General features: G+C 64.4%; 17 protein-coding genes. 2 read left to right on the top strand and 15 right to left on the bottom strand.

Going from position 1 to position 20,127, the window contains the following annotated elements; genetic code table 11:
- Window positions 1–46 precede the first annotated feature (46 nt).
- Window positions 47–2,167: a polyphosphate kinase 1 gene (ppk1, locus tag AB4Z27_RS04175; RefSeq protein ID WP_441643950.1), complete on the top strand. Its 2,121-nt coding sequence runs from the start codon at window positions 47–49 to the stop codon at window positions 2,165–2,167.
- 60 nt (window positions 2,168–2,227) lie between these two features.
- On the opposite strand, the gene phoR is transcribed toward ppk1, so the two are convergent.
- The 11 genes from phoR to AB4Z27_RS04230 all read right to left on the bottom strand — a co-directional run bounded on the left by phoR (window position 2,228) and on the right by AB4Z27_RS04230 (window position 14,299).
- The gene (gene phoR / locus AB4Z27_RS04180) at window positions 2,228–3,574 is read right to left on the bottom strand and encodes a phosphate regulon sensor histidine kinase PhoR (protein ID WP_092289785.1); all 1,347 of its coding nucleotides are present in this window, start codon (window positions 3,572–3,574) and stop codon (window positions 2,228–2,230) included.
- Window positions 3,575–3,728: 154 nt separating this feature from the next.
- Window positions 3,729–4,436, bottom strand: a complete 708-nt coding sequence (phoB, locus tag AB4Z27_RS04185; RefSeq protein ID WP_066735924.1) for a phosphate regulon transcriptional regulator PhoB — start codon at window positions 4,434–4,436, stop codon at window positions 3,729–3,731.
- Window positions 4,437–4,472: 36 nt separating this feature from the next.
- The gene (phoU, locus tag AB4Z27_RS04190; RefSeq protein ID WP_092289787.1) at window positions 4,473–5,177 is read right to left on the bottom strand and encodes a phosphate signaling complex protein PhoU; all 705 of its coding nucleotides are present in this window, start codon (window positions 5,175–5,177) and stop codon (window positions 4,473–4,475) included.
- Between the two features lie 35 nt (window positions 5,178–5,212).
- Window positions 5,213–6,001, bottom strand: coding sequence for a phosphate ABC transporter ATP-binding protein PstB (pstB, locus tag AB4Z27_RS04195; RefSeq protein WP_092289789.1), 789 nt, complete (start codon window positions 5,999–6,001; stop codon window positions 5,213–5,215).
- Window positions 6,002–6,047: 46 nt separating this feature from the next.
- Entirely contained in the window at window positions 6,048–6,950 is a 903-nt protein-coding gene (pstA, locus tag AB4Z27_RS04200) for a phosphate ABC transporter permease PstA (protein ID WP_092289791.1), read from the bottom strand.
- Window positions 6,947–7,912, bottom strand: coding sequence for a phosphate ABC transporter permease PstC (gene pstC / locus AB4Z27_RS04205; protein WP_092289793.1), 966 nt, complete (start codon window positions 7,910–7,912; stop codon window positions 6,947–6,949). The genes pstA and pstC overlap by 4 nt, the downstream gene beginning before the upstream one ends.
- 139 nt (window positions 7,913–8,051) lie before the next feature.
- Entirely contained in the window at window positions 8,052–9,083 is a 1,032-nt protein-coding gene (pstS, locus tag AB4Z27_RS04210) for a phosphate ABC transporter substrate-binding protein PstS (RefSeq protein WP_441590502.1), read from the bottom strand.
- Between the two features lie 202 nt (window positions 9,084–9,285).
- The gene (gene glmM / locus AB4Z27_RS04215) at window positions 9,286–10,629 is read right to left on the bottom strand and encodes a phosphoglucosamine mutase (protein WP_092289797.1); all 1,344 of its coding nucleotides are present in this window, start codon (window positions 10,627–10,629) and stop codon (window positions 9,286–9,288) included.
- 5 nt (window positions 10,630–10,634) lie between these two features.
- Complete coding sequence (gene folP, locus AB4Z27_RS04220; protein ID WP_441643951.1) at window positions 10,635–11,513, bottom strand: dihydropteroate synthase; 879 nt, start codon at window positions 11,511–11,513, stop codon at window positions 10,635–10,637.
- 84 nt (window positions 11,514–11,597) lie between these two features.
- Window positions 11,598–13,481, bottom strand: a complete 1,884-nt coding sequence (ftsH, locus tag AB4Z27_RS04225; protein ID WP_092289801.1) for an ATP-dependent zinc metalloprotease FtsH — start codon at window positions 13,479–13,481, stop codon at window positions 11,598–11,600.
- A 152-nt stretch (window positions 13,482–13,633) separates the two neighbouring features.
- The gene (locus AB4Z27_RS04230; RefSeq protein ID WP_441643952.1) at window positions 13,634–14,299 is read right to left on the bottom strand and encodes an RlmE family RNA methyltransferase; all 666 of its coding nucleotides are present in this window, start codon (window positions 14,297–14,299) and stop codon (window positions 13,634–13,636) included.
- A 73-nt stretch (window positions 14,300–14,372) separates the two neighbouring features.
- Between AB4Z27_RS04230 and AB4Z27_RS04235 the strand changes: the two genes are divergently transcribed.
- Window positions 14,373–14,879 (top strand): YhbY family RNA-binding protein, encoded by a 507-nt coding sequence (locus tag AB4Z27_RS04235; protein ID WP_092289805.1) that lies wholly within the window; start codon window positions 14,373–14,375, stop codon window positions 14,877–14,879.
- Window positions 14,880–14,933: 54 nt separating this feature from the next.
- On the opposite strand, the gene AB4Z27_RS04240 is transcribed toward AB4Z27_RS04235, so the two are convergent.
- The 4 genes from AB4Z27_RS04240 to leuE form a co-directional block, all read right to left on the bottom strand.
- Window positions 14,934–15,437, bottom strand: a complete 504-nt coding sequence (locus AB4Z27_RS04240; protein WP_092289807.1) for a DUF4149 domain-containing protein — start codon at window positions 15,435–15,437, stop codon at window positions 14,934–14,936.
- A 13-nt stretch (window positions 15,438–15,450) separates the two neighbouring features.
- Window positions 15,451–15,927 (bottom strand): transcription elongation factor GreA, encoded by a 477-nt coding sequence (gene greA / locus AB4Z27_RS04245; RefSeq protein ID WP_092289809.1) that lies wholly within the window; start codon window positions 15,925–15,927, stop codon window positions 15,451–15,453.
- Window positions 15,928–16,121: 194 nt separating this feature from the next.
- On the bottom strand, window positions 16,122–19,370 hold the full coding sequence (gene carB, locus AB4Z27_RS04250) for a carbamoyl-phosphate synthase large subunit (RefSeq protein WP_441643953.1): 3,249 nt from the start codon (window positions 19,368–19,370) through the stop codon (window positions 16,122–16,124).
- Window positions 19,371–19,448: 78 nt separating this feature from the next.
- Window positions 19,449–20,126, bottom strand: coding sequence for a leucine efflux protein LeuE (gene leuE / locus AB4Z27_RS04255; protein ID WP_092289813.1), 678 nt, complete (start codon window positions 20,124–20,126; stop codon window positions 19,449–19,451).
- Between the last annotated feature and the right edge of the window lies 1 nt (window position 20,127).

Genomic DNA, 20,127 nt, shown 5'->3' on the forward strand with positions numbered 1-20,127 from the left:
TCTGCATCATGACAAAATCAAAGTGTCATCAAATTGACACGATTCTATGAAAAAGTCGCCACATCGCCAAAATAAGGTTCTACACATGATGACGACGCCGCCCGGCACGCTGCTGAACCGCGAGCTTGGCATTCTGGAATTCAATGCGCGCGTGCTGGCGCAGGCTGCCGACCCGAACGTACCGCTGCTGGAAAGGCTGAAGTTCATCTGCATCGTCTCCAGCAATCTGGACGAGTTTTTTGAAATCCGCATGGCGGGGCTGAAGGAGCAGATGCGTGATAACGCATCGGGCCTGACGCCCGATGGTCTCTCCGTCCTCCAGACCTATCAGCTCGTCACGGAGCGCACACAGCGGCTCGTGGCCTCGCAGTATGACATGCTGCAGAACGTGATCTTCCCCGCCCTCGAACAGGAAGGCGTGTTTTTTCACCTGACGAACACCTGGACCGACGATCAGCGCCGATGGGCGCGCGATTTCTTCACGCGCGAGCTGGGTCCGGTGCTGACGCCGATCGCGCTCGATCCGGCGCACCCGTTCCCGCGCGTGCTCAACAAGAGCCTGAACTTCGTCGTCGAACTGTCCGGCAAGGACGCCTTCGGCCGCGAAGCCGACCTCGCCATCGTGCAGGCCCCGCGCGCATTGCCGCGCGTGGTGCGCATGCCGGAGAAGCTGTCCGGCTATCCGTATGGCTTCGTGATGCTGTCCTCGTTCATGCAGGCGTTCGTGCATGAACTGTTCCCCGCCATCGACGTGGAGGGCTGCTACCAGTTCCGCGTCACCCGCAATTCCGACCTGTTCGTCTCCGAAGACGACATCACCGACCTGCGCGAGGCGCTCCAGGGCGAACTGCCGGCCCGGCATTTCGGCGATACGGTGCGGCTCGAGGTCTCGTCCGATACCCCGCCCGCGCTCTCGCGCCGGCTGCTGCTGGAATCGGGCCTGACCGAGCAGGACCTGTACCGCGTGAGCGGCCCGGTGAACCTGGTGCGGTTGATGCAGATTCCCGATCTGGTCGACCGCCCTGCCCTCAAGTATCCGCCGCACGTGCCGGCACCGGTCAAGCCGCTCCTGACCGGGCTTGGCATGTTCGACGTGATCCGCCAGCAGGACGTGCTGCTGCACCATCCGTACGAGAGCTTCACCTCCGTGCTCGACCTGCTGCAACTCGCCGCGGCCGACCCGAACGTGGTGGCCATCAAGCAGACCGTGTACCGCACCGGCAATGAGTCGGCGGTCATGGAGGCGCTGATGACTGCGGCGCGCAACGGCAAGGAAGTCACGGTGGTGGTGGAGTTGCTGGCGCGCTTCGACGAGGAAACCAATATCAACTGGGCCGAGCGGCTCGAGTCCGCCGGCGCCCACGTGGTCTACGGCGTGGTGGGCCACAAGTGCCACGCCAAGATGCTGCTGATCGTGCGGCGCGAGGCAGCCGGCCCGAAGGTGAAGCAGGTCACCCTGCGCCGCTATGCGCACCTGGGCACCGGCAACTACCACCCGCGCACGGCCCGGCTGTACACCGACTTCGGCCTGTTGACGGCCGACGAGAAAGTCTGCGAGGACGTGCACCACGTGTTCCAGCTGCTGACCGGCACGGCCGGGACGATCCGGCTGAACCACCTGTGGCAGTCGCCGTTCACCATGCACAGCAACCTCGTCGAGCATATCCGCGCCGAGGCGCGCAATGCGCGGGCGGGCAAGCGGGCGCGCATCATCGCCAAGATGAACGCGCTGCTGGAGCCGTCGATCATCGACGAACTCTACAAGGCGTCGCGCGCGGGGGTGAAGATCGACCTGATCGTGCGTGGCGTGTGCGCGCTGCGCCCGGGCGTGCCGGGGATGTCGGACAACATCACCGTGCGTTCGGTGGTGGGCCGCTTCCTGGAGCACCATCGGGTCTACTACTTCCGTGCCGATGGCGAGGATGTGCTCTACCTGTCGAGCGCCGACTGGATGGATCGCAACCTGTTCCGCCGCGTGGAGGTGGCCTTCCCGGTGCTGGATCGCAAGCTCAAGGCGCGTGTGATCAAGGAAAGCCTGCAGGTGCACCTGCGCGACAACGCGTCCGCATGGCTGATGCAGCCCGATGGCCAATACGTGCGCAAGCGCTCGGCGGCCAAGCGGCAGCTGGTGAGTCAGGCGGAACTGCTGAGGATATTCGGGAACTGATGGATTCGCCGATTCGCCCCTTCCCGCGTGCGGGAGGGGGCGATTTGCCGCGACCCGGTGTTACGCCGCGTGGCGGCGCGGGTCYGGCAGGTGCGATGCAACGGCCGCCGGCTCATAGCCACTGCGGTCCGTCGGGAAGACGATCCGGAAGGTGCTGCCGCGCCCGACCTCGCTGGTCACGCGCAGGTCGGCATGGTGGCGCGACAGGACATGCTTGACGATGGCCAGCCCCAGGCCGGTGCCGCCGGTGTCGCGCGAGCGGCTGCGGTCCACGCGGTAGAACCGCTCGGTCAGGCGCGGGATGTGCTCGGGTGCAATGCCCAGCCCCGTATCGCTGACCGAAAACACCGAGTGTCCATCSGTAAAACTCAGCCGGATCGCAATCCGCCCGCCGTCCGGCGTGTAGCGCACTGCGTTCGACACCAGGTTACCCAGCGCCGACAGCAACTCGCTCTCCGCCCCGCGCAGTACCACGCCTGTGTCGATCTCGGCGGCGATCTGGTGGCGGTCCTGCGAGAGCGCCTCCGCATCGTGCACAAGGTGGGCCGCCAGGGCGCCCACATTCACGCGATCCTGCGTCGGCGGCTGCACATCGCTCTCGAGCTTGGCCAGCGCCAGCAGGTCTTCGACGATCCGCTGCATGCGCATCGACTGCACCAGCATCAGGTCCACGTAGCGCCTGCGGTCCTCTTCGGACACCGGCAAGTCGCGCACGGTTTCCAGGAAGCCGGTGAGCACGGTCAGTGGCGTCTTCAGTTCATGCGACACATTGGCCACGAAATCGCGGCGCATGGCTTCGGTGTTTTCCACCTTGGTGATGTCCTGCGTCAGCACGAGCTTGCGGTTTTCGCCGTAAGGAAGGATCTGGACAGAGGTGATGTTGCGCTTGTGCTCGCCCATGTCGCGCATGACCAGCGGTTCGTCGTAGCGCTCGCGGGTCAGGTACTGAATGAACTCGGGGCGGCGGATCAGGTGCGTAATGCGCTGGCGCACATCGCGCCGCGCGTTCAGGCCGAAATGCTGCTCGGCCACGCCGTTGCACCATTCGATCTGGTCAGCATCGTCAAGCATCAGCACGCCGTAAGGCGACGCCTGGATGGCCTGGATAAAGCGCGTGTGCTGCTGCTCCACCTGGAGCACCTGCGTGCGCCAGCGCTTGACCAGCCGGTGCAGGCGGTAATAGACCTCGCCCCACAGCCCGAGCGCGCTCGGGATTTCGCCATAGGCGGGCGCGTCGAGCACCTTCCACAGCCGGTTGATCTGGAACAGGTAGTAGCAAAGCTGCAGGAACAGCGCGATGCAAAGGAAGGTCAGGCCGGCAACCGGCCCCACAAARACGTACAGACCGGCGGCGATAACTGCCAGGCTGACGAGGATGGCCGCGGATCGGGCCCAAATGACATTCATGAGAGGGATGTGGAGTCAGGCGGCCGGCCGGAGGCCGGGTCGACCGCAGTCGTTGCGACGGAGTGTGCCACGAATCCGCCGTGGCGATGGTGCCGGCGCGGCCCCTCTTACTGCTGCTCCGCGCCGGACTTGCCAGGATCTGGCGATCGGCGGATCAGTGGCTCGGCGAGCGCGCCAACCGATACCCGCTGCCACGTACCGTTTCGATCATATTGCTGTAGCCCCCGGGCGTCAGCGCGGCGCGCAGACGCTTGATGTGCACGTCCACTGTCCGCTCTTCCACGAACACGTGATCACCCCAGACCTGATCGAGYAATTGTGAYCGACTATGCACACGTTCCGGATGAGTCATCAGGAAGTGCAGCAAACGGAATTCGGTAGGACCAAGGTCCAGCTTGATCGGGCCGGAGTCATCCTGGCCGGTCACGCGGTGCGTGGCCGGGTCCAGCCGCAGGCCGTTGATGGCCACCACGTCGTCGGTCAGCTGCGGCGCACGACGGCGCAGCACGGCCTTGATGCGGGCCAGCAGTTCCTTGGGCGAGAACGGCTTGGTGACGTAATCATCCGCGCCAGCCTCGAGCCCCATCACCTTGTCCTGCTCCTCGCTGCGGGCGGTGAGCATGATGATGGGAATCTGCTTGGTGCGGTCGTTGGTACGCAGTTCCTTGGCGAAGGTCGCGCCCGACTTGCCCGGAAGCATCCAGTCCAGCAACACGAGGTCTGGCAGGACATCGCTCATGAGGGACAGCGCCTGTTCGGCGTTATACGCTCGGATTGGATAGTGCCCCGCGTGCTGCAGGTTGACGGCGATCAGTTCTGCAATCGCCGGTTCGTCTTCGACAACGAGAATACTGCTTGGCATGTATGTTTTCTCCGCTTCTCAGTCTTGCCGCCAGGGTCAGCTCAGCGCTTCGCGCTCCATATCTTCGCGCGAGGTATGGCGCACGTCCGTGCCCTTGACGATGTAGATGATGAATTCTGCAATATTCTTGGCATGATCGCCGATTCGTTCGATCGCCTTGGCGATGAACAGGAAGTCCAGCGCTACCGAAATCGAGCGCGGGTCTTCCATCATGTAGGTGATCAACTTGCGCACGAAGGCGCGGAATTCATCGTCGATGGCCTTGTCATCTTTGACGATGCGCGCAGCCGCCACGGTGTCGAGCCGGGCGAAGGCGTCCAGCGCCTGGCGCAGCAGCGTGATGGCCATCTCCCCCGACAGCTTCACCTCGGAGTAGTTGATGTTGTGCGCCGCCGCGTCTTCCATGATGTGCTTGGTGCGCTTGGCCACTTTCTCGGCCTCGTCGCCGGCGCGCTCGAGGTTGGTGATGGTCTTCGAGATCGCCATCACCAGGCGCAGGTCACGCGCGGTGGGTTGGCGGCGCGCGATGATGTTGTTGCAGTCCGCGTCGATTTCCACTTCCAGCGCATTGAGTTGCTGTTCGCGGGTGATGACCTGGTCCGCCAGGTCGGCGTCGAAGTCGGCCAGCGCGCGCATGGCGAGCTCGATCTGCGACTCGACAAGCCCGCCCATCTGCAGCAGCTTGGTGTTGATCGCGTTGAGGTCGGCGTCGAACTGGGTCGACAGGTGCTTGTCAGTCATGATGTTCTCCTGGCCGGGGCGTGGAAGGTCTGCGATCAGCCGAAGCGGCCGGTGATGTAATCCTCGGTTTCCTTGCGGTGCGGCTTGATGAAGATCTTCTCGGTCTCGCCGAATTCGATCAGCTCGCCCAGGTACATGTAGGCGGTGTAGTCCGAGCAGCGCGCGGCCTGCTGCATGTTGTGGGTGACGATGACCACCGTGTACTCGTCCTTGAGTTCGGCAATCAGTTCCTCGATGCGACCGGTGGAGATCGGGTCCAGCGCCGAGCACGGTTCGTCGAGCAGCAGCACTTCCGGACGGATGGCGATGCCGCGCGCGATGCACAGACGCTGCTGCTGGCCGCCCGACAGGCCGTAGCCCGACTGGTGCAGCTTGTCCTTGGCCTCGTTCCACAGGGCGGCCTTCGAGAGCGCCCACTCCACGCGGTCGTCCATTTCGGAGCGCGAGAGCTTTTCGAACAGACGCACGCCAAAGGCGATGTTGTCATAGATCGACATCGGGAACGGCGTGGGCTTCTGGAACACCATGCCCACCTTGGCGCGCAGCAGCGCGATGTCCTGCTTGCTGGCCAGCAGGTTCTCGCCGTCCATGTTGATCTCGCCCTCGGCCCGTTGCTCCGGGTACAGCGCGAACATCTTGTTGAAGGTGCGCAGCAGCGTGGACTTGCCGCAACCGGACGGGCCGATGAACGCAGTCACCTTGCGGTCCGGGATGGACATGTTGATGTGCTTCAGCGCGTGGAACTGACCGTAATAGAAGTTCAGGTTCCGCACGTCGATCTTGGCGCGCACGGTGTCGGGAATGTCGATGACGGTAGAGGTCATGCTCGTGTCTCGCTGGAATTCGATGATCGGGGCACGTGGCGCCGGCTTATTTCTTGAACAGCATGCGCGCGACGATATTCAGCGCGAGCACACCGACGGTAATGAGGAACACACCGGCCCAGGCCAGCTGCTGCCATTCGGTGAACGGGCTCATCGCGAAGCGGAAGATCGTCACCGGCAGGTTGGCCATCGGCTTGTTCAGGTCGCTGGTCCAGAACTGGTTGGACAGCGCCGTGAACAGCAGCGGCGCGGTCTCGCCGGCGATACGGGCCACGGCCAGCAGCACGCCGGTAACGATGCCCGCATACGACGACTTGACCGTGATCGACATCACCATCTTCCACTTCGGCGTGCCCAGGGCCACGGCAGCCTCGCGCAGCGCGTTCGGCACCAGGTTCAGCATGTTCTCGGTGGTACGCACCACGATGGGAACCTGCAGCAGTGCCAGCGCGCAGATGCCGGCCCAGCCCGAGAAGTGCCCCATCCGCGTGACCACCAGCGCATAGACGAACAGGCCGATCACGATGGACGGCGCCGACAGCAAGATGTCGTTGATAAAGCGGATCAGGCTGGCCAGCGGCGACTTCTGACCATACTCGGCCAGGTAGATGCCGGCCAGGATGCCCAGCGGCGTGCCAATCAGCGTGGCCACGCCCACCATCACGAAGCTGCCGAAGATGGCATTGGCCAGACCGCCGCCGGCGGTGTTGGGCGCCGGGGTCATCTGCGTGAACAGGTCGAGCGACAGGCCGCCCACGCCCAGCGAAATGGTAGTCCAGAGGATCCACGCGAGCCAGAACAGGCCGAAGACCATGGCCGCGAGCGAGGCGGTCAGCGCGTAGACGTTCATGCGCCGGCGGGACGCCTGCAGCCGGGTGCGCACGGCGTCCGCATCGGGGCGAACGGCCGGGATCTGCGTGGCAGATACGGTTTGGCTGGCTTGGTTCATTTGCCCCCCTCATTCTTGGCAAGGCGCAGCAGCAGCACTTTGGACAGCGCCAGCACCACGAAGGTAATGAAGAACAGGATCAGGCCCAGTTCCATCAGCGCGGCCGTGTGCAGGCCCGCACCGGCTTCGGCGAATTCGTTCGCCAGCGCCGAGGTGATSGAGTTGCCGGGCGAAAACAGCGAGACGTTGTCCAGCAGGTTGGTGTTGCCGATCACGAACGTCACGGCCATGGTCTCGCCGAGCGCGCGGCCCAGGCCAAGCATCACGCCGCCGATCACACCGGCCCGGGTGTACGGCAGCACCACGCGCCACATCACCTCCCAGGTGGTGCAGCCCACGCCGTACGCCGATTCCTTCAGCAGCACCGGAGTCACTTCGAACACGTCGCGCATCACCGAAGCGATGTACGGGATAATCATGATCGCCAGGATCACGCCGGCACACAGCAGGCCGATGCCCAGCGGCGCGCCCTGGAACAGCTTGCCGATCACGGGCACCTGGCCAATCGTGTTGGCCAGCGGCCTCTGGAAGTACTCGCCGAAGATCGGCGAGAACACGAGCAGGCCCCACATGCCGTAGACGATGGACGGCACGGCAGCAAGCAGCTCGATGGCAGTGCCGAGCGGCCGGCGCAGCCAGGCGGGCGACAGCTCGGTCAGGAACAGGGCGATGCCGAAACTGACCGGCACGGCGATGATAAGCGCGATGATCGAGGTGATCAGCGTGCCGTAGATGGGGACCAGGGCGCCGTAGACGTCGGCAGGCGGATCCCATTCGGCGTTCCACAGGAACGAGATGCCGAATTTCTGGATCGAGGGCCAGGCGCTGAATGCCAGGGAAACGATGATGCCGCCCAGCAGCAGCAGCGTCACGATGGCGGCGCCGCGCGTCAGGCCGCCGAACAGGATGTCGCCCATGCGGCTGGGGGGCCGGACGGCGGGGAGATCGGGCGTAGTGGCCATGGTGGGATATGGAGTGCGTGGATGCAAGCGGCACGGCCCGCCTCGGTGACTTACCTGGGCGGGCCGGCCAGCCCTGCGGATGACAAGGCACGTGATCCGGTAGATCCTCGCGCCCTGCCCGTGCCGTCAGTACAGCAGCTTAGTACAGCGACTTGCCCGACGCGTCCTTGACGCTGGTCTTCCACGTCGTGCGGATCTGGTTCACGACCGATTCCGGCAGCGGCACGTAGTCCAGGTCAGCGGCCATGTTGGCGCCGCTCTTGTAGGCCCAGTCGAAGAACTTCAGCACTTCCGCGCCTTGCGCTGCCTTTTCCTGGCTCTTGTGCACCAGGATGAACGTGGCGCCAGCGATCGGCCATGCGGTCTTGCCTTGCTGGTTGGTCAGGATCTGGTAGTACGTCTTGCTCCAGTCAGCACCGGCGGCGGCGGCCTTGAAGGCGTCGTCGCCCGGCTGCACCACTTCACCCGAGGCGTTCTTCATGTTCAGGTGGGTCATCTTGTTTTGCTTGGCGTACGCGTACTCCACGTAGCCAATGGCACCGTTCAGGCGCTGCACGAAAGCGGCCACGCCTTCGTTACCCTTGCCGCCCGTGCCGCCGCCCGGCCAGTTGACCGTGGTGCCTTCGCCCACCGTGCTCTTCCAGTCAGCGCTGACCTTCGACAGGTAGTTCGTGAAGATGAACGTGGTGCCCGAGCCATCGGCGCGACGGACCGGCAGGATGTCCTGGTTCGGCAGCTGGACCTTCGGGTTCAGGGCCTTGATGGCGGGATCGTCCCACTTCTTGATCTTGCCCAGGTAGATGTTGGCGAGCAGTTCACCGGTGATGGTGAGGTCGCCCGGCTTCACGCCTTGCAGGTTGATCACCGGCACCACGCCGCCGATCACCGTCGGGAACTGCACCAGGCCTTGCTTGGCCAGTTCCTCGTCCTTYAGCGGGGCGTCCGATGCGCCGAAATCGACCGTCTTGGCGCCAATCTGCTTGATGCCGCCCGACGAACCGATGGATTGATAGTTGACCTTGTTACCCGTAGCTTTTTGGTAGGCGTCTGCCCATTTGGAATACACGGGCGCCGGGAACGAGGCGCCTGCACCGGTAATTTCCGCCGCGAACGCAGTACCCATCACTACCATCGAAACGATGCCTGCCACGGCAGTCTTGACCAGCTTCATATGTCCTCCAGAGAACATGGTTGGGAATGACAAATTTTTGACATCCGAACTTTATGCTTTCTATATGACAGATCCGTGACAACACGAGATGTTCTTAAAGCGGCCTTTTGTGATGGCTAGTTAACTCGTATATGTGGAGAAAAAGGCATAAAAAATGACGCCAGCATCACGCTGGCGTCATTTTCGGTCACTACAGGAACGGTCAGGCGCGCAGCGAGTCAGCCAAGGCCTGGGCCGCGCGTTCGGCGGTCTCGACCTGTTCGGCCTCCACCATCACACGGACCACCGGCTCGGTGCCCGAGGCGCGGATCAGCACCCGCCCACGGCCTTCGAGTTCCGGCTCGATCTTGGCGCGCGCCGCCTGCAACCCGGCATGGGTCTGCCAGTCGAAACCCTTCTCCACGCGCACGTTGATCAGGGTCTGCGGGAACAACTTCACGCCTTCCAGCAACTGCGCCAGCGTCTTGCCGCTCCGGCGCAGTGCAGCCAGCACTTGGAGTGCCGACACGATGCCGTCGCCCGTCGTGTGMCGATCCAGGCACAAAAGATGGCCGGAGCCTTCGCCGCCGAGCGTCCACTTGCGCTTGTTGAGTTCTTCCAGCACGTAGCGGTCGCCCACCTTGGCGCGAACGAATTCGACGCCAAGGCGCTTCAGCGCCAGCTCGACGGCCATGTTCGTCATCAGCGTGCCCACCGCGCCATCGACGCGGTGGCCAGCAGCCTGCCGGTCCCGCACGATCAGGTACAGCAGTTCGTCGCCGTTGTAGAGCCGGCCATCGGCGTCCACCACCTGCAGGCGGTCGGCATCGCCGTCGAAGGCCAGGCCCAGGTGCGCGCCGTGCGCCTTGACGGATTCGATCAACCGCTCAGGCGCCGTGGCGCCGTAGCCGGCGTTGATGTTGCGGCCGTCCGGCTGGTTGCCGATGGAGATCACCTCGGCACCGAGTTCGTGGAACACGTGCGGGGCGATGTGGTACGCCGCCCCGTGGGCGCAGTCCACCACGAGCTTGAGCCCGTGCAGGTCCTGCTCATACGGGAATGTGCTCTTGCAGAACTCGATGTAGCGGCCAGCCGCATCGTCGATGCGGCGCGCGCGGCCGAGGTCGTCCGAACGCACGCAGGCCATCGGCTCTTCGAGCTGGGCCTCGATCTTCAGCTCCGTCTCGTCCGGCAGCTTGTCGCCCGTCGACGAGAAGAACTTGATGCCGTTGTCGTAGTACGGATTGTGGCTCGCGGAAATGACCACGCCCGCCGCCAGCCGCAGCGCGCGGGTCAGGTAGGCCACGCCCGGCGTCGGCAGCGGACCGGTCAGCAGCACGTGCACGCCGGCAGCCGTGAAACCGGCTTCCAGCGCGGCTTCGAGCATATAACCCGAGATCCGCGTGTCCTTGCCGATCAGCACGGTCGGCCGGCCCTGGCTGGTTTTCTGGCCCAGCGCCAGCACCTTGCCGGCGGCGTAGCCGAGCCGCATCACAAAATCCGGCGTGATCGGTGCTTCACCAACCCGACCCCGCACGCCATCTGTCCCGAAATACTTGCGCGTCATCTGTTTCATTCTCCCGATTGCCCTGTACCGGCAACTGATTCATGGCGAATCGCCCACCAGGTCTTGATGGCGTCCACCGTCTGTTCCACGTCGTGCACCCGCACGATAAATGCGCCCCGCTCCGCCGCGCACACGGCCGCGGCCAGGCTGGCCGCCACGCGCTGCTGCGGCGGTCTGCCGCCGAGAATGGCGCCAAGCGTCGACTTGCGCGAGAGCCCGGCCAGGATCGGCAGGCCGTCCACGGCCAGTCGCGGCATTTGGCCGAGCAGACGGAGATTATGATCCGGCGTCTTGCCAAATCCAAACCCCGGATCGAGCGAAATACGTGCGTCGTCCACGCCCGCCGCACGCAGGGTTGACACCCGTTCGCGCAGRAACCCCTCCACCTCGGCCACCACGTCGACRTACTGCGGGTCTTCCTGCATGGTCTGCGGGTCACGCTGCATGTGCATCACGCACAGGCCCGCCTGTCCCGCCGCCGCGCCGCTCACGGCTTCCACCGCGCCCGGCATGCGGAAGCCCCAGATATCGTTGATCAGATCCGCTCCGCCCGCCAGTGCCGCACGCATGACTTCGGGCTTGTAGGTGTCGATCGACAACGGTTTGCCACACGGCGCCAGGGCCTCGACGATCGGCATCACCCGGGCCAGTTCCTGATCCAGCGGCAGCGCCGCTGAGCCCGGACGGCTCGATTCCCCGCCAATGTCGATGATGTCCACGCCTTCGGCAATCATCTGCTCCGCGTGGCGCAAGGCCGCATCGCGGCCCGCATGCTGGCCACCGTCGGAAAACGAATCGGGTGTGACGTTGAGGATGCCCATCACCAGTGGGCGGCGGTTGCGGGCGAAAYGGTAGCGCCCGCACTGGAAGAACTCGGTCGACAAGATCTGCTGTCCTGGAATGGAAAAAGCCGGTGCGCAGGGCACCGGCTTCTGAACTGCCYGCCTGCGAAGGCAGGGCAAWCGCGATCAGGCCGTGGCAGGCGCGTTGGTCGGCGCCACCGGCGAACCGCCCGAAGGCGTGTTACCACCACCGTTCTGGCCCGACACGTTACGCGGCGGACGCGGCGGCTTGCCAGCCATGATGTCGTTCACCTGATCGGCGTCGATCGTTTCCCACTCCATCAGGGCGCTGGTCATCGCCTCGACCTTGTCGCGGTGATCTTCGAGCAGGTGCTTCGCCAGCGCATATTGCTCGTCGATGATGCGACGGATCTCGCCGTCAACCTTCTGCTGGGTGGCCTCGGACACAGTCTTCGACGAGAGCTTGCCGAACATGCCGTCCTGCTCCGTATCGACATAGACCATGGCGCCGAGCGAATCGCTCATGCCGAAACGGGTCACCATGTCGCGGGCGATCTTGGTGGCGCGCTCGAAGTCGTTGGACGCCCCCGTGCTCATGGCGTTGAGGAAGACCTCCTCCGCCGCACGGCCGCCGAAGAGAATCGCGATCTCGTCGAGCATGTTGTCCTTGTACTTCGAATACTTGTCATGCTCCGGCAGCTGCCAGGTCACGCCCAGTGCCCAGCCGCGCGGCATGATCGTAACCTTGTGCACCGGATCGGCCTTCGGCAGCAGCTTGGCCACCACCGCATGGCCGGACTCGTGGTAAGCCGTGGCCTTGCGCTCTTCTTCGCGCATGACCGTCGACTTGCGCTCCGGGCCCATGAAGATCTTGTCCTTGGCGTCCTCGAAGTCCTGCATGTCCACCACGCGCTTGTTGCGGCGGGCGGCGAACAGCGCGGCCTCGTTGACCAGGTTGGCCAGGTCGGCACCCGAGAAGCCCGGGGTACCACGACCGATCACCGACGCGTCCACGTCGTTGCCGATCGGCACCTTGCGCATATGCACCTTCAGGATCTGCTCGCGGCCGCGGATGTCCGGCAGGCCCACGTAGACCTGGCGGTCGAAACGACCCGGACGCAGCAGCGCCTTGTCCAGCACGTCGGCACGGTTGGTCGCGGCGATCACGATGACGCCCGAGTTGGCCTCGAAGCCGTCCATCTCGACCAGCATCTGGTTCAGCGTCTGCTCGCGCTCGTCGTTGCCGCCGCCCATGCCGGCGCCACGATGACGACCGACCGCGTCGATTTCATCGATGAACACGATGCAAGGCGCCTGCTTCTTGGCGTTCTCGAACATGTCGCGCACACGGGCCGCGCCCACGCCGACGAACATTTCGACGAAGTCCGAACCGGAAATGCTGAAGAAAGGCACCTTGGCCTCGCCGGCGATGGCGCGTGCCAGCAGCGTCTTACCGGTACCCGGAGGGCCAACCAGCAGCACGCCGCGCGGAATACGGCCGCCCAGCTTCTGGAATTTCTGCGGATCCTTGAGGAAGTCGACCAGTTCGACCACTTCCTCCTTGGCCTCGTCGCAGCCGGCCACGTCCGAGAACGTGACGGCGTTCTGGTTCTCGTCGATCAGGCGTGCACGGGACTTGCCGAACGAGAAGGCACCGCCTTTCCCGCCGCCCTGCATCTGCCGCATCATGTAGAACCAGAAGACGATGATCAGCAAGGTTGGCCCGAGGTAGTACAGGGCCTGGACCAGCACGTTCGGCTCGTCGTCGGCCTTGCCGGTGACCTGGACGCCGTACTTCATCAGGTCGCCGACCATCCAGATGTCGCCCGGCGAGATGATCGTGTACTTGGCGCCCTCTTTGGGCGAAACCACGAGATTACGGCCCTGCACGTCGACGCGGCTCACCTTGCCGTTCTTGGCGTCATCCATGAACTGCGAATAGGTGACACCGTCYTGGGCACGTGGTTTGTCGAACTGCTTGAAGACGGTGAACAATACCAGCGCGATTACGAGCCAGATTGCCGCCTTTTGAAACAGGTTGTTATTCAAGGCCGAACTCCTTTGCAATTGCCTTGCCAACGGGATAGCTGCATTGCATTGTAATGCAGCCCCCGCCCCCGCAGGGAATCTCTGAATCTATGGTCCCGATAGTGCCCGAGGCGCCCCATGGCGGCAAGCACCCGGGGTGTCCGGCGCACGTTTCAGTCCACCGACTTCAGGTAACGCCCAAGAATAAAGGTTTCTGAAGACTTGTCGCGCGACGCCTTGGGCTTGCGCTTCGCGACTACCTTGAACTGGCGCTTGAATTTCTCCACGATCTGGCTATACCCGCTGCCGTGGAAACACTTTACCAGCAACGATCCCTCGGGTTTCAAGTGCGCTTGGGCGAACTCGAGMGCCAGATCGCATAAATACTCGATCCTTGCCGAATCGGCCGAAGACACACCGGACAAATTGGGGGCCATGTCCGAGATAACAAGGTCGATCCGGGTGCCGCCAGACGCGGCCAGGACCACCCCCTCGAATTCCCGGAATACCGATTCCTCGCGGAAGTCACCCAGAATAAAAGTGACGTCGGCGACAGGTTCCATCGGCAACAGGTCGATGGCGATCACCGCTCCATCGATCTTGCCATCCTTGGCGCGCGGCGAGGCCGCCAGCCGGTTGCGGGCGTACTGGCTCCAGCTGCCCGGGGCGGCGCCGAGGTCGACGATGACGTGGCCCGGCTGGATCAGCTTGTCCTGCTCGTCGATCTCCTTGAGCTTGTAGGCCGCACGGGCGCGATAGCCCTCGCGCTGCGCCATTTTCACGTAGGGATCGTTGATGTGGTCATGCAACCACGCGTGATTAAACTTGTTCTTTGCCATTTTTTGCTGATCTTTACCGCCTGCCGGCGTCATTTTGGCGGATAATACGCGCCATTCCGCTTTGCGCCCTGACATGCCCGCACTAGAACTGATACCTGCCCAACGCTCCTCCCTCCGCGCCCGCGCCCACGGTCTGAACCCTGTGGTCATGGTCGGTGCGGAAGGCCTGACCCGCGCGGTCCTGGCCGAGATCGACCGGAGCCTGGCGGCTCACGATCTGATCAAGATCCGTGTATTCGGCGACGAGCGCGACACGCGCATCGCCATTTATGAAGCCATCTGCGACGAACTCGACGCCGCGCCCATCCAGCATATCGGCAAGCTGCTCGTGATCTGGCGTCCGGGTCCGGCCCGTCTGGAAGAGAACCGGCCCGAGGAACTGGGTCGCATGGCCCCGCGCCGCCCGACCACTGGCACCGCGCCGCGCACCGTGACGGTCCGCAAGCCCAGCGCCGCGCCGAACCGTCGGCCCACCCGCAAGGAAGTGACCGTGCTCGGCAACGAGCGCGTGACCCAGGGTGGCAACGTCAAGCGCCTGCGCGCCCGCCCCAGCAGCCAGAAGAAGAAGGCGCTGGGCTGATCCGCCCTGCCCTGCCTTCCTGGCCTGAAGAACGCCCGCTTGTGCGGGCGTTTTTTATTCCCCGGCCGAACGCGGCGCTGCTGCGCGCCACACCAGCACTAGCGCCAGTATGCTGTGCACGAGGTAGATGACGCTCGACACGCCGTGCAGCATGCCGAACTGGCCCTTGAACGGCGACTCGGAGACACCCAGGTTCAGCGCCTGCGCACGGACCTTGAGGCCTTCCATGAACGGCTGCACGCCGAAGTAGCCGGCCAGCACGCAAACCAGCATGGCCAGCACGATCCAGCGCAGCGTGCGATAGCGCTTGGCACCGCGGCGGATCATCACATTGCACAGTACCAACTGCAGCACGCCCACCGTGATGCCGAGGATCGCCTCGGTCCGGAACAGGTGGCCGGCGATCATGCCTGCCATCTCACGGTTCGGCAGCACCGAAAACAGCGTCGGTGCCACCATGTAACCTACTGTCCACAAACTGCCGGCCCAAACAACGGTCAGCAGCAGGAAAATCCGGTGGGGCAGCGGCGGCAGGTTCGAATACGAGGAAGAGAACACGTGTGGGCGCCCGTCAGACGTAGCGGACGGTGATCACTTCGTATTCGCGCTCGCCACCCGGGGCCAGCACGATCGCCACGTCGCCTTCGAACTTGCCGATCAGGGCCCGGGCGATGGGCGAGCTGACCGAAATCTTGCCGCTGTCGAGGTCGGCTTCGTCGTCGCCGACGATCTGGTAGCTCACGGGCTTGCCCGATTGCAGGTCTTCCAGGTCCACGGTGGCGCCAAAGACGATGCGGCCGTCCGTGTCGAGCTGGGTCGGATCGATGATCTGGGCAGCCGACAGCTTCGACTCCACGTCCAGGATGCGGCCTTCGATAAAGGCCTGCTTTTCCTTGGCGGCGTCGTACTCGGCGTTTTCCGACAGGTCACCCTGCGCGCGCGCTTCGGCGATGGCAGTGATCACCGCGGGACGTTCGACGGCCTTGAGGCGCTGCAGTTCTTCCTTCAGGAGTTCGGCGCCACGCTTGGTAATCGGAATGGTGCTCATATCTCGTTCAACAAAAAAATGAGCCGCAGCGGAGCTGGAGCCATGCTCCCGGCAAGGTTGCCGGAAGCACTTCCGCTCGACCGCGGCTTTCGGATAGGACCGAACGGCCCGTAGGCCGTTCAATCGACGAATTCGACGTAGTGTAGGCCAGAAAGCCCGCCGGTATCAACCCGGCGGGTCTGGCGGTGCAGCAATCAGGCCAGCTGCTTGTGCAGGCTCTGCAGGTCGTAGACCTCCAGGCTTTGCATGTGCTTCAGGCCCTCCACTGCGGCGCGGGCGCCGGCAATGGTGGTGTAGTAAGGCACCCGGCCGGCCAGCGCGGCGATACGGATCGAACGCGAATCGGCGATGGCCGTACGCGTCTCGTCCACCGTGGTGAACACCAGCGCCAGTTCGCCGTTCTTGATCATGTCCACGATGTGCGGACGGCCGTCCTTGACCTTGTTGACCACGCGCACCGGGATCCCCGCTGCCTCGATGGCCGACGCCGTGCCGCGCGTGGCGACGATCGGGTAGCCCAGGTCGTGCAGCATGCGGGCCACGCCCACGGCACGCGGCTTGTCGCTGTCCTTGACGGTGATCAGCACGGTGCCCTTCTCGGGCAGGCGCGAACCGGCGGCCAGCTGGCTCTTGAACAGGGCCTCGCCGAACACCTTGCCCACGCCCATCACCTCACCGGTGGAGCGCATCTCAGGTCCAAGCACCGGGTCCACGCCCGGGAACTTGTTGAACGGGAACACGGCTTCCTTGACGCTGAAGTACGGCGGTATCACCTCTTCGCCGATGCCCTGCGAGTCCAGCGACTGGCCGGCCATGCAGCGTGCGGCGATCTTCGCCAGCGACAGGCCGGTAGCCTTCGACACATACGGCACGGTCCGCGAGGCGCGCGGGTTCACTTCCAGCACGTACACGGTATCTTCGCCGTTGTGCTSCTGGATCGCGAACTGCACGTTCATCAGGCCGATCACGTTCAGGGCCTTCGCCATGGCGGCGGTCTGGCGCTTCAGCTCGTCCACGGTGGCTTGCGAGAGCGAGTACGGCGGCAGCGAGCAAGCCGAGTCGCCCGAGTGCACGCCAGCCTGCTCGATGTGCTCCATCACGCCGCCGATGAACACGCGCTGGCCGTCGCTCAGGGCGTCCACGTCGCATTCGATCGCGTCGTTCAGGAAACGGTCCAGCAGCACCGGGGAGTCGTGCGACACCTTCACGGCCTCGCGCATATAGCGCTCGAGGTCGCGCGGCTCGTGCACGATTTCCATCGCGCGGCCACCCAGCACGTACGACGGGCGCACCACCAGCGGGTAGCCGATTTCCTCGGCCAGGCGCAGCGCCTCGTCCTCGGCCCGCGCGGTGCGGTTCGGCGGCTGGCGCAGGCCCAGTTCCTGCAGCAGCTTCTGGAAGCGCTCGCGGTCTTCCGCGGCGTCGATCATGTCCGGGCTGGTGCCGATGATGGGCACGCCGTTGGCTTCCAGGTCCAGCGCCAGCTTCAGCGGGGTCTGGCCGCCGTACTGGACGATCACGCCGACCGGCTTTTCCTTGTCGACGATTTCCAGCACGTCTTCCAGCGTCAGCGGCTCGAAGTACAGGCGGTCCGAGGTGTCATAGTCGGTCGACACGGTTTCCGGGTTGCAGTTGACCATGATGGTCTCGTACCCGTCTTCGCGCAGCGCCAGCGCGGCGTGCACGCAGCAATAGTCGAACTCGATGCCCTGGCCGATCCGGTTCGGGCCACCGCCCAGCACCATGATCTTCTTGTTGGCGGTCGGCTCGGCCTCGCACTCGCCGTGTTCGGCTTCGTACGTGCCGTACATGTAGGCGGTGTTGGTGGCGAACTCGGCCGCGCAGGTGTCCACGCGCTTGTAGACCGGGCGCACGTTCTGGGCGATACGCGCCTCGCGCACCGACTTGGCGTCGGTCTTGAGCAGCTTCGCCAGGCGGCGGTCCGAGAAACCCTTCTGCTTGAGCAGGCGCAGTTCGGGCGTCGAGAGGCTGGCCAGCGTGCGGTTGCGCACGATGGACTCGGTCTTCACGATGTCTTCGATCTGGGCCAGGAACCACGGGTCGATGGCGGTCTCGGCATGCACTTCCTCGAGCGACATGCCCAGGCGGAACGCGTCGCCCACGTACCAGATGCGGTCCGGGCCGGCTTCGCCGATCTCTTCCACCACCTCGTCGCGGTCGGTCGACTTCTCGTCCAGGCCATCCACGCCCACTTCCAGGCCGCGCAGTGCCTTCTGGAACGATTCCTGGAAGGTGCGGCCCATCGCCATCACCTCGCCCACGGACTTCATCTGCGTAGTCAGGTGGCTGTCGGCCTGCGGGAACTTCTCGAAGGCGAAACGCGGCACCTTGGTGACCACGTAGTCGATCGACGGCTCGAACGACGCCGGGGTCTGGCCGCCGGTGATCTCGTTCTTCAGCTCGTCCAGCGTGTAGCCCACGGCCAGCTTGGCCGCCACCTTGGCGATCGGGAAGCCGGTGGCCTTCGAGGCCAGCGCCGACGAACGCGACACGCGCGGGTTCATCTCGATCACGATCATGCGGCCATCGGCCGGGTTGATCGAGAACTGCACGTTCGAGCCGCCCGTATCCACGCCGATCTCGCGCAGCACGGCCAGCGAGGCGTTACGCAGGATCTGGTATTCCTTGTCGGTCAGCGTCTGCGCCGGGGCCACGGTGATCGAGTCGCCGGTGTGGATGCCCATCGGGTCCAGGTTCTCGATCGAGCAGATGATGATGCAGTTGTCCGCCTTGTCGCGGACCACTTCCATCTCGTATTCCTTCCAGCCCAGCAGCGATTCCTCGATCAGCAGCTCGCGCGTCGGCGACAGGTCCAGGCCGCGCTTGCAGATTTCCTCGAATTCCTCGCGGTTGTAGGCGATGCCGCCGCCCGAGCCGCCCAGCGTGAACGACGGGCGGATCACGATCGGGTAGCCCGCCGTGCCGGTGTCCGCGGCGATGCGCGACTGCACGGCCACGGCCTCGTCCATCGAGTGCGCGATACCAGACTTTGCCGAACCGAGACCGATCTTGGTCATCGCGTCCTTGAACTTCTGGCGGTCCTCGGCCTTGTCGATGGCTTCCGGCGACGCGCCGATCAGCTCCACCTTGTACTTGTCCAGCACGCCATGGCGATGCAGGTCCAGCGCGCAGTTCAGCGCGGTCTGGCCGCCCATGGTCGGCAGGATCGCATCGGGACGCTCACGCTCGATGATGCGCTCGACCACTTCCCAGGTGATGGGCTCGATGTAGGTCACGTCGGCCGTGTTCGGGTCCGTCATGATGGTYGCCGGGTTCGAATTGACCAGGATGACCTTGTAGCCCTCTTCGCGCAGGGCCTTGCAGGCCTGGGCGCCGGAGTAGTCGAATTCGCACGCCTGCCCGATGATGATGGGGCCCGCGCCGATGATGAGGATGCTCTTGATGTCTGTGCGTTTTGGCATTGCACGCTCTCTTTGGTGGCCGGTGCGCGAAAGTCTCGCGCGCCGCGCCGGATATTCAGGTTATTTCGACTCGCCGGATCAGTTCAGCGTGGCCGTCGCCAGCTTCGCGCCGAAGCCGATGAACATGGCCCCCACACCGCTCGCCATGCCTGCCGACAGCCTGCGGCGCCGGCGGAACGCTTCGGCAAGCCGCGCGCCCACAAGGATGATGGTGGTCAGGTAGACGAAGCTGCAGATCTGGCAGACCAGCCCCAGCGCCACGAACGACAGCACCGGGCGCGCGAACTGCGGGTCCACGAACTGGATAAAGAACGAGATGAAGAACAGGATGGCCTTCGGGTTCAGCAGGCTGATGACCAGCGCCTTGCGGAACGGGTCCGTGGTGCGCTCGACCGGCACTTCGACCGCCGCCGGCTGTCCGGCCTCGCCCCGCTGGGACCAGCTGCGCAGCGCGCCGCGCAGCATCTGGAAGCCGATCCAGGCCAGGTAGGCCGCGCCGATGGTCTTGACCACGTAGAACAGCGCCGGGCTGGCCTTGAGCAGCGACGCCACGCCCGCGGCCGACAGCACCATCAGGATCAGGTCGCCCAGGAATACGCCGCACGCGCCCCGGTAGCCGGCGCGCACACCGCGCTGGGCGGCCACCGACAGCACGTACATCGAGTTCGGCCCCGGCAGCAGCACGATGAAGATCGTGCCAAGCACAAAGGTCCAGAAATCGGTAATGCCCAGGCTGGCGTGCATGAACGCGTTCATG

It is taken from the genome of Cupriavidus sp. KB_39 (assembly GCF_052114485.1).
Lineage (GTDB): Bacteria > Pseudomonadota > Gammaproteobacteria > Burkholderiales > Burkholderiaceae > Cupriavidus.

Coding starts and splice junctions, on each gene's coding strand:
- ppk1 (WP_441643950.1), top strand. CDS start 47: ATGAAAAAGTCGCCACATCGCCAAAATAAGGTTCTACACATGATGACG.
- phoU (WP_092289787.1), bottom strand. CDS start 5,177: ATGACTGACAAGCACCTGTCGACCCAGTTCGACGCCGACCTCAACGCG.
- pstB (WP_092289789.1), bottom strand. CDS start 6,001: ATGACCTCTACCGTCATCGACATTCCCGACACCGTGCGCGCCAAGATC.
- pstA (WP_092289791.1), bottom strand. CDS start 6,950: ATGAACCAAGCCAGCCAAACCGTATCTGCCACGCAGATCCCGGCCGTT.
- AB4Z27_RS04235 (WP_092289805.1), top strand. CDS start 14,373: ATGCCCGCACTAGAACTGATACCTGCCCAACGCTCCTCCCTCCGCGCC.
- greA (WP_092289809.1), bottom strand. CDS start 15,927: ATGAGCACCATTCCGATTACCAAGCGTGGCGCCGAACTCCTGAAGGAA.
- leuE (WP_092289813.1), bottom strand. CDS start 20,126: ATGAACGCGTTCATGCACGCCAGCCTGGGCATTACCGATTTCTGGACC.